This window comes from Pseudoflavonifractor sp. HCP28S3_F10, from assembly GCF_052065415.1.
In the GTDB taxonomy this organism is placed as follows: Bacteria; Bacillota; Clostridia; order Oscillospirales; family Oscillospiraceae; genus Pseudoflavonifractor_A.
Genome location: NZ_JBQHUB010000008.1, coordinates 1 through 13,105 on the forward strand (window position 1 = coordinate 1; position 13,105 = coordinate 13,105).

The 13,105-nt window shown below is 61.4% G+C and carries 13 protein-coding genes, 1 riboswitch and 1 other annotated feature (1 of these 15 cut by a window edge); of the genes, 4 read left to right on the forward strand and 9 right to left on the reverse strand.

The features are described 5' to 3' along the window. Positions 1-148 precede the first annotated feature (148 nt). The 4 genes from ACTNBZ_RS05245 to ACTNBZ_RS05260 form a co-directional block, all read right to left on the reverse strand. A complete protein-coding gene (locus ACTNBZ_RS05245) occupies positions 149-547 on the reverse strand; it encodes a NifB/NifX family molybdenum-iron cluster-binding protein (protein ID WP_441208628.1) in 399 nt (132 codons plus the stop codon). Positions 548-583: 36 nt separating this feature from the next. After that, entirely contained in the window at positions 584-958 is a 375-nt protein-coding gene (locus tag ACTNBZ_RS05250) for a DUF134 domain-containing protein (RefSeq protein ID WP_441208629.1), read from the reverse strand. Positions 959-1,086: 128 nt separating this feature from the next. Next, positions 1,087-2,112 carry a tRNA preQ1(34) S-adenosylmethionine ribosyltransferase-isomerase QueA gene (queA, locus tag ACTNBZ_RS05255; RefSeq protein ID WP_441208630.1) on the reverse strand — a complete coding sequence of 342 codons (1,026 nt, stop codon included), beginning with the start codon at positions 2,110-2,112 and terminating at the stop codon, positions 1,087-1,089. Further along, positions 2,113-3,735: a SpoIID/LytB domain-containing protein gene (locus ACTNBZ_RS05260; protein WP_441208631.1), complete on the reverse strand. Its 1,623-nt coding sequence runs from the start codon at positions 3,733-3,735 to the stop codon at positions 2,113-2,115. Between the two features lie 92 nt (positions 3,736-3,827). Further along, positions 3,828-4,009: riboswitch (Lysine riboswitch) on the forward strand. A 196-nt stretch (positions 4,010-4,205) separates the two neighbouring features. On the opposite strand from ACTNBZ_RS05260, the gene asd reads away from it, so the two are divergent. From asd to dapB, 3 genes are read left to right on the forward strand one after another with little or no spacing between them, the layout of a single operon-like run. Then, positions 4,206-5,294, forward strand: a complete 1,089-nt coding sequence (asd, locus tag ACTNBZ_RS05265) for an aspartate-semialdehyde dehydrogenase (RefSeq protein ID WP_441208632.1) — start codon at positions 4,206-4,208, stop codon at positions 5,292-5,294. 5 nt (positions 5,295-5,299) lie between these two features. Beyond that, positions 5,300-6,190, forward strand: coding sequence for a 4-hydroxy-tetrahydrodipicolinate synthase (gene dapA, locus ACTNBZ_RS05270; RefSeq protein ID WP_441208633.1), 891 nt, complete (start codon positions 5,300-5,302; stop codon positions 6,188-6,190). A 20-nt stretch (positions 6,191-6,210) separates the two neighbouring features. After that, complete coding sequence (gene dapB / locus ACTNBZ_RS05275; protein ID WP_441208634.1) at positions 6,211-6,972, forward strand: 4-hydroxy-tetrahydrodipicolinate reductase; 762 nt, start codon at positions 6,211-6,213, stop codon at positions 6,970-6,972. A 65-nt stretch (positions 6,973-7,037) separates the two neighbouring features. On the opposite strand, the gene hisC is transcribed toward dapB, so the two are convergent. Beyond that, positions 7,038-8,102 (reverse strand): histidinol-phosphate transaminase, encoded by a 1,065-nt coding sequence (gene hisC, locus ACTNBZ_RS05280; RefSeq protein ID WP_441208635.1) that lies wholly within the window; start codon positions 8,100-8,102, stop codon positions 7,038-7,040. Further along, complete coding sequence (locus ACTNBZ_RS05285; protein WP_278895806.1) at positions 8,099-8,293, reverse strand: DUF951 domain-containing protein; 195 nt, start codon at positions 8,291-8,293, stop codon at positions 8,099-8,101. The genes hisC and ACTNBZ_RS05285 overlap by 4 nt, the downstream gene beginning before the upstream one ends. Before the next feature lie 158 nt (positions 8,294-8,451). On the opposite strand from ACTNBZ_RS05285, the gene ACTNBZ_RS05290 reads away from it, so the two are divergent. Beyond that, a complete protein-coding gene (locus ACTNBZ_RS05290) occupies positions 8,452-9,402 on the forward strand; it encodes a S1 RNA-binding domain-containing protein (RefSeq protein ID WP_441208636.1) in 951 nt (316 codons plus the stop codon). 55 nt (positions 9,403-9,457) lie between these two features. Here ACTNBZ_RS05290 and ACTNBZ_RS05295 read toward each other — a convergent pair whose 3' ends face one another. From ACTNBZ_RS05295 to ACTNBZ_RS05305, 3 genes are all read right to left on the reverse strand, one after another. After that, positions 9,458-10,603 (reverse strand): AI-2E family transporter, encoded by a 1,146-nt coding sequence (locus ACTNBZ_RS05295; protein WP_441208637.1) that lies wholly within the window; start codon positions 10,601-10,603, stop codon positions 9,458-9,460. 181 nt (positions 10,604-10,784) lie between these two features. Beyond that, complete coding sequence (gene tyrS, locus ACTNBZ_RS05300; protein WP_441208703.1) at positions 10,785-12,011, reverse strand: tyrosine--tRNA ligase; 1,227 nt, start codon at positions 12,009-12,011, stop codon at positions 10,785-10,787. A 67-nt stretch (positions 12,012-12,078) separates the two neighbouring features. Further along, positions 12,079-12,948: a DMT family transporter gene (locus tag ACTNBZ_RS05305; protein ID WP_441208638.1), complete on the reverse strand. Its 870-nt coding sequence runs from the start codon at positions 12,946-12,948 to the stop codon at positions 12,079-12,081. 50 nt (positions 12,949-12,998) lie between these two features. Next, positions 12,999-13,105, reverse strand: a binding site (T-box leader); it runs 132 nt beyond the window's last position.

The following is a 13,105-nucleotide window of genomic DNA, read 5'->3' on the forward strand; positions in this document are numbered from 1 at the left end:
TCAAGGCGAAGCTAAAGGGCTTGCCGCCTGCTCTTCACAGACAACAAGCCCTTTCGGTTGCTTGAACAATTTTTGCTTCGAAATATTGTCTAACTTTTCGGGGTCACTTCACCGTCCGGGGGAGTTTATTTAAACCATAGATTTGCTTTTACCCATGGCAACGGCCGCCGCAGGTGTGCTCGTGCTCACCGCAGGAGCCGCCGTGCTCATGGTCATGGTGGCTGCAGTTGGCGCTGGAGCTGAATTGGAGCGTTCCCGCCAACAGCTCCGCCACCGCCTGATCGGCGTCCCCCGCCACACCTGCGTACAACTTGATCCCGGCCTGGGCCAGAGCCATCTGGGCACCGCCGCCGATGCCGCCGCAGATCAGTGCGTCCACGTCGGCCTGCCGCAAAAAGCCCGCCAGCGCGCCGTGGCCGCTTCCGTTGGTATCCAGCACCCGGGCGCTCTTCACGGTGCTGTTCTCTACCTCGTATACCTTGAACTGGGCTGTGTGACCGAAGTGCTGAAAGATCTGTCCGTTCTCATAAGTTGCAGCGATTTTCATTTCAATGCTTCCTTTCCGTCTTTCCATGGTATTCCGTCAGGGACCGTCCGTGCCCTTGAAGCCAATATGCCGCCGACCGCCCTTGTGGCACCTGCGTCCGCCGCAGCCGGGGCCCGCGCCCTCGCACAACCGGTAGTTTCCGCCCCGGATCACCAGCCCCCGCCCGTTAACCAGGGCGTCGGCCAGCTTCCGCCGGGCAGAATCATAGATCCCCGTGACCGTGGTCCTGGCGATCTCCATCCGCACGGCGCATTCCTCCTGGGTCAGGCCCACCAGATCAATGAGCCGGATGGCCTCATACTCGTCCACAGCCAGCACCACGGCGTCCTTCCCGCTCTGTTCCTCCGCCGGAAGAAATCCGGCACACCGGGGCGCGGCGCACACGCATCTGCATTTCTGGGGTCTTGGCATATCTTCACCTCATATCTGACATATGTCGTTTATCAGTATAGCACATTGCCGGCATATGTCAATCTCTTCTTCCGTTCCCGGCAAACAGCCCGGAGACGCGGCGCGCCTCCGGGCTGAAGAAATATTTTTTAATGGATGAACATGGCATCGCCAAAGGAGAAAAAGCGGTACTTCCGCTCAATGGCCTCCTGATAGGCGCTGAGGATGTGCTCCCGTCCGGCCAGGGCGGATACCAGCATTACCAGAGTGGACTGGGGCAGATGGAAATTGGTGATCAGGCCGTCCAGCACCTTGAAGCGGTAGCCGGGGTAAATGAAGATATTGGTCCAGCCCGCCGACTCCTTCATGGTGCCGTCCTCGGCGGCCCAGCTCTCGATGGTGCGGCAGGAGGTGGTGCCCACGCAGATGACGCGGCCTCCCTCCCGCTTGGTACGGTTGATGGTCTCCGCCGTCTCAGCCGGGATCATGCAGTACTCCGAGTGCATCTCGTGGTCCAGAATGTCCTCTTCCTTCACCGGACGGAAGGTACCCAGTCCCACGTGAAGGGTCACATAGGCCAGACGCACCCCCATGTCCTCCACCTGCTTCAGGAGCTCTTTGGTAAAGTGGAGCCCGGCGGTGGGAGCGGCGGCGGAACCTACCTCCCGGGAATATACCGTCTGGTAGCGCTCGGGGTCATTGAGCTCCGCCTTGATGTAGGGCGGCAACGGCATTTTGCCCAGCTGCTCCAGCAGCTCCAGGAAAATGCCCTCATACTCGAAGTGGATGAGCCGGTTGCCGTTGTCCAGCACCTGCGTCACCTCGGCGGTAAGCAGACCGTCTCCAAAAGAGAGCCGGGCCCCGGTGCGCACCTTCCGGCCTGGCCGTACCAGGCACTCCCACACTTTGCCGCCCCGGTCCACCAGCAGCAGCACCTCTACCGCGCCGCCGCCCGGCTCACGGTGGCCCAGCAGACGGGCGGGCAGCACCCGGGAATCGTTGAGGACCAGACAGTCTCCCGGCCGGAGCAGCATGGGCAGGTCATAGAAATGCATATGCTCCGTCTCGCCGGTGTGCTTGTCCAGCACCAGCAGGCGGGAGGCGTCCCGCTTCTCCAGCGGGGTCTGTGCGATGAGCTCCTCCGGGAGCTGAAAATCAAAATCGGATGTTTTCATCTAGGACAGTTCCACTCCTGTGAAATAGAATTTCAGGATCTGATCGTAGGTATAGCCGGCCTCGGCCATGGCCATGGCGCCGTACTGGCTCATGCCCACATTATGTCCATAGCCCGTGCCGCTGATGACATAAGTATCTCCGCCGCCGCTCCGGGCGGTGAGCTGGGAAACGCCGGAACTGGTGATCACATAGGGGCTGCTCACGGAACTGATCTGCCCCACGGTCCCGTCCCCGCTGATGGCGTAGCATCCGCCGATGGTATCCAGCTTGTCTCCGCCGTCCACATAGAAACCGCCGCCGGAGCCGCCGCCGGTGACCGAGTAACGCTGGGAGCGCAGGCCCAAAAGCGTGCGGGCGCTCTCCTTCCGGAAGGTCCAGCTCTTCCCCGCCGAATCCGTAAAGGTGATCGCCTTCACATTCCCTGTGGGCGTAGTCTCGGACACCCGGAAGTCCACGATGCTGCCGCAGATATAGCCCTTGGCCCGCAGCTTTGTCGCCAGCTCCTCCGCGGTAAAGGTCACGCTCCAGCTGTAATTGGGGATCCGGGAGGATACCAGTGCCTCATAGGGGTCCAGCTTCCCCACCAGATAGGGCACGGCGCTGTTCCACACGTTCTCCGCACTCTCGGACGCGCCGCCGTTGCTGGAGGAGTAGACCGTCTCGGCTAGGGCGCCGCCGTAGCGGATATACACGCCCTCGCACTCGGATGCGGCCTGGATGCTGTTGGCGGTCAGGTTCTGCGTGCCGTGATAGGCCTGACAGTGGACCTCGGAGCAGACGTCGAAATGGTAGGCGGCGTGCCTGTCCTGATTGCGCGCGGCATAGGTGCGGGCGCAGCAGGCCTGGGCTTTTAATGCCTCCTTGGGCCAGGACGCTCCCATTTCCCAGGTAATGACGCAGCGGACATAGTCCTCCATGTTCACCACATTGACCACCGTCAGGTCTCCGCCGCCGATGCGCTCATAGCGGAAACCGCCGTAATATTTGTATCCTTTGAACCAGGTGACCGGCTCGCTCTCCCCTGTCACATCGGGCATGACGCCAAAAGGCTGTGCGCTGCCGCCGTCATATTGGAACAGGATCCGGGTGCTCCCCGTCTCCACCACGCTGACGCCATAGGAACTGGTCCCCACGATCTCCCCGGCGAGCCCCATCGCCGTACAGGCGGCCTGGGCCTCCTCACGGGTGGCGTAGGCCCCCGTCCGGGCTTCGTAATTCCCGTCGATCCAGGCCGGGAAGCCGCCGCTCACCGCCCCGGCCGCCGCCTGGGCGGAGGTCAGGTCGGCATATATGCCCAGCCGGATGTGGTAGCAGCCGACGACCTGGGCTCCTGCACTCTGGACGGCGCTGTAGCTCCCGCCGGAGAGGTAGATGTTCTGGGTCTTGAGCATGGAGATTCTGGCAGTCCCGGTCTGTGCCAGTTCCACAAAGGACAGGTCCCCGTCAAAATACCCCAGCCGGTAGCCGGAGCCCACGCTGTTTTCCAGATTGGCGGCAGCCAGTGCCGAGCTGCCGTAGGCCAGTCCCACCCGCAGGACCGGTTCCCCGGCCGGCGCCGCCTGAACGGGGACGGTCCCCGGAAGGAGCAGCGCAGCCGCAAGGCAGGCTGCTGCAAGTTTCATCCATTTCTTTTTCATTTTTTGCCCCTGTTTTACAATTTAACTTAGAAAAGTATATTGACACTGAACTATACTTGTGATACTATTTTTAGCGATTACAGGATAGAGGTTGCGGTTTCCATCAGTAGCAAGCGGCGAGGGCTCCGAGGGCCTTGTGACCTGCTGTGAAAGGGGACGCCGCCGAAGAGGGCCCTCCCCCGGAGGACGGTCCTCTGGACGCGTGGGTGAACAGCCCCGCGGCTGTCACCGGCGGGACCGGTGGAGCGCTGTCTGTATTTGGAATATGGTGTCGGAGCGTATTCGTGCGTCTCTGACATTATAGTACAAAATCAGCCGGTGTGTAAACCCGCTGATTTCTTTTTTTATCGATTGTCCCTGAGCCGATTGATAAAATCTGTATTTTTCAGGCCGGACAAGCTCATTTCCTGGAAAAAACGCATAGAATCAGGATAGAAACACGGGAGGTCATTGAAATGGAAAAGTACAAAGTAGGCGTGATCGGCGGCACCGGCATGGTGGGCCAGCGTTTCGTCACTCTGATGGAGAACCACCCCTGGTTCCAGCTCACTGCCATCGCTGCAAGCCCCCGCTCCGCGGGCAAGACCTATGAGGAGGCCATCGGCAGCCGCTGGGCCATGGACACTCCCATGCCGGAAGAGGCGAAGAAGATGGTGGTCCTCAACGCCGAGGCCGACGTGGAGAAGATCGCCTCCATGGTGGATTTCGTCTTTTCCGCCGTTGATATGAAGAAGGAGGAGATCCAGGCCCTGGAGGAGGAGTACGCCAAACACGAGTGCCCTGTGGTCTCCAATAACTCCGCCCATCGCTGGACGGCCGACGTGCCCATGGTGGTGCCCGAGATCAACCCCGAGCATATCGAGGTCATCCCCGCCCAGCGCAAGCGCCTGGGCACCCAGCGGGGCTTCATCGCCGTCAAGTCCAACTGCTCCCTGCAGAGCTATGTGCCCGCCCTGCACCCCCTGAAGGACAGATTCGGCCTGAGCAAAGCCCTGGTGTGTACCTATCAGGCCATCTCCGGCGCCGGCAAGACCTTTGAGACCTGGCCCGAGATGGTGGACAACGTGATCCCCTACATCGGCGGCGAGGAGGAGAAGAGCGAGCGGGAGCCCCTGAAGCTGTGGGGCCATGTGGAGAACGGCGTCATCGTCAACGCCGAGACTCCCTCCATCACCGCCCAGTGCTTCCGGGTGGCCGCTTCCAACGGCCACATGGCCGCCGTGTTCGCCAGCTTCGACAAGAAGCCCTCCATGGAGGAGATGAAGGAGGCCTGGGCCAGCTTCCGCGGCCGCGCCCAGGAGCTGGAGCTCCCCTCCGCCCCGAAGCAGTTCCTCCACTATTTCGAGGACCCCTCCCGCCCCCAGACCAGACTGGACCGCATGACCGAGAACGGCATGGCCGTGTGCCTGGGCCGCCTCCGTCCCGATACGCAGTATGACTACAAGTTCGTCTGCCTGTCCCACAACACCCTCCGGGGCGCTGCCGGCGGCGCGGTCCTGCTGGCCGAGCTGCTCTGCGCCGAGGGTTACATTACCAGGAGGTAATCAGTATGAGAGAGCCTATCTTCACCGGCGCCTGCACCGCTATCGTCACTCCCTTCGACCAGAGCGGCGCCATCAACTATGACGCCTTCGGCAAGCTCATCGACGAGCAGATCGCCCGGGGCATCGACGCCATCTGCGTCTGCGGCACCACCGGCGAGAGCGCCACCATGTCCATCCGGGAGCACATCGCCGCCGTGGAGTTCTGTGTCAAGAAGGTGGATCATCGGGTCAAGGTCATCGCCGGCGCGGGCAGCAATGATACCTCCGCCGCCGTCTACCTGTCCCAGCACGCCCAGGATTCGGGAGCCGACGCCCTGCTCCATGTGACTCCCTACTACAACAAGGCCAGCCAGACCGGCCTCATCAAGCACTATGAGTACATCGCCGACCGGGTGGAGCTGCCCATCCTTCTCTACAACGTCCCCGGCCGTACCGGCGTGTCCTTTACCGCCGAGACTTATAAGATCCTCTCCCAGCATCCCAAAATCAACGGCGTCAAGGAGGCCAGCGGCAACTTCTCCCTGCTGGCCCATACCCGCTACCTCTGCGGCGACGACTTCTATGTCTGGTCGGGCAACGACGACCAGGTGGTGCCCATGATGGCCCTGGGCGCCAAGGGCGTCATCTCGGTTGCCTCCAACCTGGTGCCCGAGGTGATGGTCAAGATGAGCCACCTCTGCCTGGAGAACGATTTCGAGGACGCCTCCAAGCTCCAGATCCAGTACATGGACCTTATCGACGCCCTCTTCATCGAGGTCAACCCCATCCCCATCAAGGCCGCCATGAATCTGGCCGGCTACGAGATGGGCGGCCTGCGCCTGCCCCTGTGCGATATCTCCGACGCCCATCTGGAGGTCCTCCGCGCCTCCATGAAGCGCATGAACCTGCTCCACTGAGCAAGAGAGGACGTTGAACGATGGTCCGAATCCTGATTTCCGGCTGCTGCGGCCATATGGGCCGGGTGGTGGCCGACATCTGCGCCGGTACCGCCGGCGTGGAGGTGGTGGGCGGCTTTGACATCCTGGGACAGAGCGGCGGGGATTTCCCCGTCTGGTCCTCCCCCGCCGCCTGCACGGCCGAGGCCGACGCGGTCATCGACTTTTCCAGCCCCGCCGCGCTGGACGGTCTGCTGGAGTTCGGCGTCCGGCGGAAGGTCCCGCTGGTGCTGGCCACCACGGGCTACTCCGCCGAACAGCTCGCCCAGATCGATGAGGCCGCCAAGTCGGTGCCCATTTTCCGCTCCGCCAATATGTCCCTGGGCGTCAATGTCCTGCTGGATCTGGTGCGCCGGGCCGCCTCCATCCTGGGGGAGAGCTATGACGTGGAGATCGTGGAGCGCCACCACAACCGCAAGGTGGACGCTCCCAGCGGCACCGCCCTGATGATCGCCGACGCGGCGGCCTCCGCCCTTCCCTACGAGGCCCGCTATGTCTATGACCGGCAGTCGGTCCGCCAGAAGCGGGATCCCCACGAGATCGGCATCTCCGCTGTCCGGGGCGGCAATATCGTGGGCGACCACGAGATCATCTTTGCCGGCCGGGACGAGGTCATTGAACTCAAGCACTCCGCCATGAGTCGGGAGGTCTTTGCCTCCGGCGCCGTCAAGGCCGCCTGCTTCCTCTCCGGCGTTCAGGAGCCGGGCCTGTACTCCATGAGCGACCTGGTAGCCAATTCCTGAACCACGCGCCATATAAAAAAGAGCGTACCTGCATGCAGGTACGCTCTTTTTCTGTCTGTGTTTTCTCAGCTCTGCCCGGTGAGCTGGGCCAGCGCGGCGATGAGGGCGTCCATCTCCCCGTCGGTGCCGATGGTGATGCGCAGATGGTCGGAGATCCGGGGCCTGCCCCACCAGCGGACCAGGATGCCTTTCTCCCGCAGGCCGTCCAGCAGCTCCTTGCCGCTGACGCCGGGATAGGATACAAAGAGGAAATTGGCCCTGGAGGGGCAGACCTGAAAGCCCATGGCGGTCAGCCGCTCCGCCGTCCGCTCCCGGGTAGCCATGATGCGGCTGCGGGTCTCCTCAAAATAGTCATTGTCGGCCACGGAGCCCTCGGCGGCGGCCAGGGCCACCCGGTCCAGGGTATAGGAGTTAAAGGAATTCTTCACGCAGTTCAGCGCGGCGATCAGGTTGGCGCTGCCGATGGCGTAGCCCACCCGCATTCCCGCCAGGGACCGGGACTTGGACATGGTACGCACCACCAGCAGGTTGGGATACCGGTCCAGCAGGGACAGGGCGGAGTCGGTACCGAAATCCACGTAGGCCTCGTCGATAATGACCGCCGCGTCCGGGTTGCCGGCGGCCAGCCGCTCGATGTCGCTCAGCGGGAGGGCGATGCCCGTCGGGGCGTTGGGATTGGGCAGGATGACGCCGCCGTTGTTCCCGATGAACTCCTCCACCGGGACCGAGAAATCCCCGTTCAGGGGCACTTCCTCATAGGGTACGTCGAACAGCCCGGCGTAGACCGGGTAAAAGCTGTAGGAGATATCGGGGAAGCGGATGGCCCGCTCCGGGCCGAAAAACGCCTGGAAGCAAAAACCCAGCACCTCGTCGGAGCCGTTGCCCACAAAGACCTGGTCCTCCCTCACGCCGTGGAACCGTGCAAGGGCGCCGCGCAGCTTACCGGCCTCCGGATCGGGATAGAGCCGCAGGCTTTCGCCCGCCAGCTCCCGGATGGCCGCCAGGGCCCCGGGAGAAGGTGGATAGGGGTTCTCGTTGGTGTTCAGCTTGATGAATTTGCGGTCCTTCGGCTGCTCGCCGGGGGTGTAGGGGACCATGTCCCGGATCCTGCTGCTCCAAAACTCTTTCATGCCTTCGGCTCCTCGCTCCGCTTGATTTTTTTGATACTTTTCTCCGCCTTGCTCCGGGGGAGCATCAGCTCATGCCCGCAGCCCTGGCAGCGCAGGCGGAAATCCATGCCCACCCGCAGCACCAGCCATTCCCGGCTGCCGCAGGGATGCTGCTTTTTCAGTTCCAGAACGTCGCCCACCTGTACGTCCATGGTAATCCATCCTTTCCCGCTGTCACACTTTACTCTGATACTATATTATAGATTCCCGATCTTCCTCTGTCAATTCAAGGATGTCCCACGCATATAGTAACGTGGAAACGTTTGTGCCGCGGCTATCCCCGGCACCCCTGAGTTCCATGAGAAAGGATATGGTTGACTTGACACCTTTTTTCCCACCTGAGGGCCAACTGTTACATACGCCCGAAAACCGCGCTGCCTGCGCCTCCTCCGGCGGACTGCTTCAGGCCATGGCGGCAGGGACCGTTCTGGAGGGCACCGCGCTTCTCTGCGACCAGGAGCACAATCTGACGGTATCTCTTGGAAATGGTATTCTGGGTACCATTCCCCGGGAAGAGGCCGCCCTGGGCATCGCGGAGGGCACCACCCGGGACATCGCCATCCTTTCCCGGGTGGGGCGGCCTGTAGCCTTCCTGGTCGAGGATATAGGGCTTCGGGAAGGTACGCTCCACCCCATTCTCTCCCGGCGCAGGGCCCAGCGGCTGGCGCTGGACGCCCTGCTCTCCCACGCCAGGCCGGGCACTGTGCTCCCCGCCGTCGTGTCCCATCTGGAACCCTTCGGCGCCTTTGTGGACCTGGGCTGCGGCGTGACCTCCATGATCGGCATTGAGCATATCTCGGTCTCCCGCATCTCCCACCCCGGACAGCGCTTTTATCCCGGGCAGGCCATCTTTGTCGTGGTACTGGACCTGGACCCGGAGCAGGAGCGGATCTACCTCACCCACCGGGAGCTGCTGGGCACCTGGAGTGAGAACGCCGCCCCCTTCCGGCCCGGTATGACGGTACCCGGCATCGTGCGCGGGATCAAGGAGTACGGGGCCTTTATAGAGCTGGCCCCCAATCTCTCAGGCCTGGCGGAAATGCGGGACGGCCTGCAGGAGGGCCAGCGTGTGTCGGTCTTTATCAAATCCATCGTACCGGAGAAGATGAAGATCAAGCTGCTGATCATCGACCTGCTTCCGCCGGAGCCCCCCGCTCCCCTGTCCTATTTCATCACCGGAGGGCAGCTGACCCACTGGCGCTACGCCCCGGAGGGCTGTACCCGGGTGGGCGCCGAGACCGTTTTTCTGGCCCCGGAGTAAAAAAATACCCTCCCGGAATGTACCTGTGCCTTCCGGGAGGGTGTGTGTCCCATACCTATTCCGGCTTATGCTCCAGAGATTCGATCCCTTTCTGCTCCAATCTGAAGTGGACCCACTCCCCTACCAGGGAGTAAATCACCGCAAATGTGGGCACGCCCAGCACCATGCCTGCAAACCCGAACAGTCCGCCGCCCACCACGATGGAGACCAGCACCCAGAACGCAGAAATGCCGGTGCTGTTGCCCAGAATCTTGGGTCCCAGAATGTTTCCGTCAAACTGCTGCAGCGCAAGGGCCAGAATACCAAACCGCAGCGCCTGCCAGGGGTCCACGATGAGCAGAATCAGCACACAGGGCACCGCGCCTACGATGGGTCCGAAGAAGGGAATCACATTGGTCACGCCGATGATCACGCTGATGAGTACCGCAAAGTCGATGCGGAGTATATTGGTCAGGAAAAAGCAGAGCACACCGATGATGGCGCTGTCCAGTATTTTACCATTGATAAAGCCCGAAAAAATATTGTTCGCCCGGCTGCAGATATTGATCATACGGTTGGCTCTCCCTGTCGGAAGGATCGCATAGACCAGCTTCTTGCACTGTGTTGCAATGGTGGCTTTTTCCAGCAGCATATAAATGGAAGAGATCACCGTTGTGATCGCCGAGATCAGGACAGATACCAGCCCGGTACCTACCGCCAGGCCCATGCTCAGCACATAGGGGATGGCTTTCGAGGCCAGGTCGGAGAGTTTGCTCACAATATCCGTATAAGACATCATAAACTGATTCAGGATCTGATTGACTACCGCCTGGTCGATATTGAAGTCCGCGGACATCTTCCGGATGATCTCGTTCAGGTTCAGAACAAACCCCTGTACGATGCCATAGAGAGACACCACGCTGTCGGCAACCTGGGGCAGCACCAGCTTGACAAGGATAGCCATCAGTGCAATTGCGATGATATAGGTGACCAACACCGCCAGACCCCGCCGGCATCTGAGCCGCCGGAACACCGTCCGTTCAAAATAATTGGCCGGCCCATTGAGCAGATAGGCAAAGGCAAAGCCCACGATGAAGGGCATGAGCACATTGAGCACCATGGCCACAAACTGCCGCACGATCCCCAGATGGGTAAAAACCAGATAGAACGCGATCCCGATCAGGACCACCAACAAGTTGGAGATCGCCTGTTCATCCAGCATGAACCATTTCTTTTTCCCACTCACAGCACTTCCCTGCCTTTCCCGGATCCCTTTCTTGCGGCTTTACTCCCTCCGTGGGACATCGCCGCAAAATGTGCCCCCAGTAAAGATTATTGTAGCATACAGGCCTCCACTGCGGCAAGGACCATATCCCGTCAGGATATGGTCCCTGTTTTTCTTTTTACTCCACCAGCACGCGGTGGAACACCTTTTTGCCCTTTTTGATCATCAGGCCGTCACCGCTCATCTGGCCGGCGGTAAAGGCGGCGTTCACATCGCTCACCTTTTCGCCGTTGGCGGATACGCCGCCCTGCTCCACCAGACGGCGGGCCTCCTTCTTGGAGGGCGCCAGACCGCACTTGACCATCAGGTCCAGGATACCGATGGCGCCGTCGGTCAGGTCGCCGGCGCTCAGCGTGGTGGACGGGGTGTTGCTCATATCGCCGCCGCCCACAAAGAGGGCCCGGGCGGCGCTCTGGGCCTTCTGGGCCTCCTCCTCGCCGTGGACCATCTTGGTCAGCTCATAGGCCAGGATCTCCTTGGCGGTATTGAGCTGAGAGCCCTCCCACTGGTCCATCTCATTGATCTGCTCGATGGGCAGGAAGGTCAGCATGCGGATACACTTGAGCACGTCCGCGTCGTCCACGTTGCGCCAGTACTGGTAGAAGTCGTAGGGCGAAGTCTTGTTGGGGTCCAGCCAGACGGCATTTCCGGCGGTCTTGCCCATCTTCTTGCCCTGGGAGTCGGTGAGCAGAGTGATGGTCATGGCGTGGGCGTCCTTGCCCAGCTTGCGGCGGATGAGCTCGGTGCCACCCAGCATGTTGGACCACTGGTCATCGCCGCCGAACTGCATGTTGCAGCCGTAGTGCTGGAACATATAGTAGAAATCGTAGGACTGCATGATCATGTAGTTGAACTCCAGGAAGGACAGGCCTTTCTCCATCCGCTGCTTGTAGCACTCGGCCCGCAGCATGTTGTTCACGCTGAAGCAGGCGCCCACCTCCCGCAGCAGCTCCACATAATTCAGGCTCAGCAGCCACTCGGCATTGTTGAGCATCATGGCCTTGCCTTCGCCGAAGTCGATGAAGCGCTCCATCTGGCGCTTGAAGCACTCGGCATTGTGGTCGATATCCTCTTTGGTCAGCATCTTGCGCATGTCGGTGCGGCCGGAGGGGTCGCCGATCATGGTGGTGCCGCCGCCGATGAGGGCGATGGGCCGGTTGCCCGCCATCTGCAGCCGCTTCATCAGGGTCAGGGCCATGAAGTGACCGGCGGTCAGGCTGTCGGCGGTGCAGTCGAAGCCGATATAGAAGGTCGCCTTGCCCTCGTTGATCATTTTGGAAATCTCTTCCTCATTGGTGACCTGGGCCACCAGCCCGCGGGCCTTCAGTTCCTCGTAACAAGTCATACTCATTTTGCTCCTTTTATCTTTATCGTGTTTTGTACATTAAAATGCGGCGCCGCGTCCAGCGTGTTCAAACGCTCCTGGCGTGCTGCTCCCGGCGGCTCTTAAGTACATTGTACCCCACCACGCCGGCCACCACGATCACCGCGCCCACCAGGGCCAGGGGGCCTACTCTCTCCCCGTAGAACAGGGCCACCCAGATGGGATTGAGGATGGGCTCGATGCCAGTGATAAGGGCGGCCGTCACCGCCGGAGTGGTACGCAGGCCGATACACATCATCACGTAGCCCAGGCCCACCTGGAAGGCGCCCAGAACCACCACACTGACGATGGCCGTGGTGGTAAAGCAGGTCTCACGCACCAGGAAAGGCAGCCCGATGATAATACTGATGACCTCGGCCCAGAACACCGAACACACCGGGTCAGCGTCGGGCAGGTCGTTGAGCAGGAACACCCCCGCATAACACAGCCCGGAGAGCAGCGCCAGGGCATTGCCCAGCATTCCGCCCATGGCGAGGCCGTCCAGGAAGAAGCACACCACGCCGGACACTACCACGGCGCAGGCCGCCAGGTCCAGCTTTCCCGGCCGCTTCCGCCAGAACACAGCGTTGAGCAAAATAACGAAGATGGGTGCCGTGAACTGCAGCACGATGGCGTTGGCGGCGGTGGTGAGCTTGTTGGAGAGGGAGTAGAGCACCGTGGTCCCGCAGACGCTGAGGGCGCCCAGGGCGATCCACCGGCTCATGCGCAGGCGGTGCCTGCTGAGCAGCATGTATCCCCCCACCACTACCAGGGCCACCATGTTCCGGGCGCTGTTGATGCTCATGGCGTTCCAGGGGATGAGCTTGATGCACAGCCCCCCGATACTGTACAGCAGGGCGGCGAAGAATACGAACCGGGTCCCCCGCCGCCGCTGTGCTGCCGTGATCTCTTGTTCCATAAGACCTCCCTGTCTGTACCGGGCAATAGAAACGCCCTCTGTCCCGCGGGACAGAGGGCGACATGATCGCGGTACCACCTCTGGTTTTGCCCATCCCTCACGGCATGGGCCTCGTCGAGTGCTATCACACTCCCGCGCTGTAACGGGCGCACCCGGC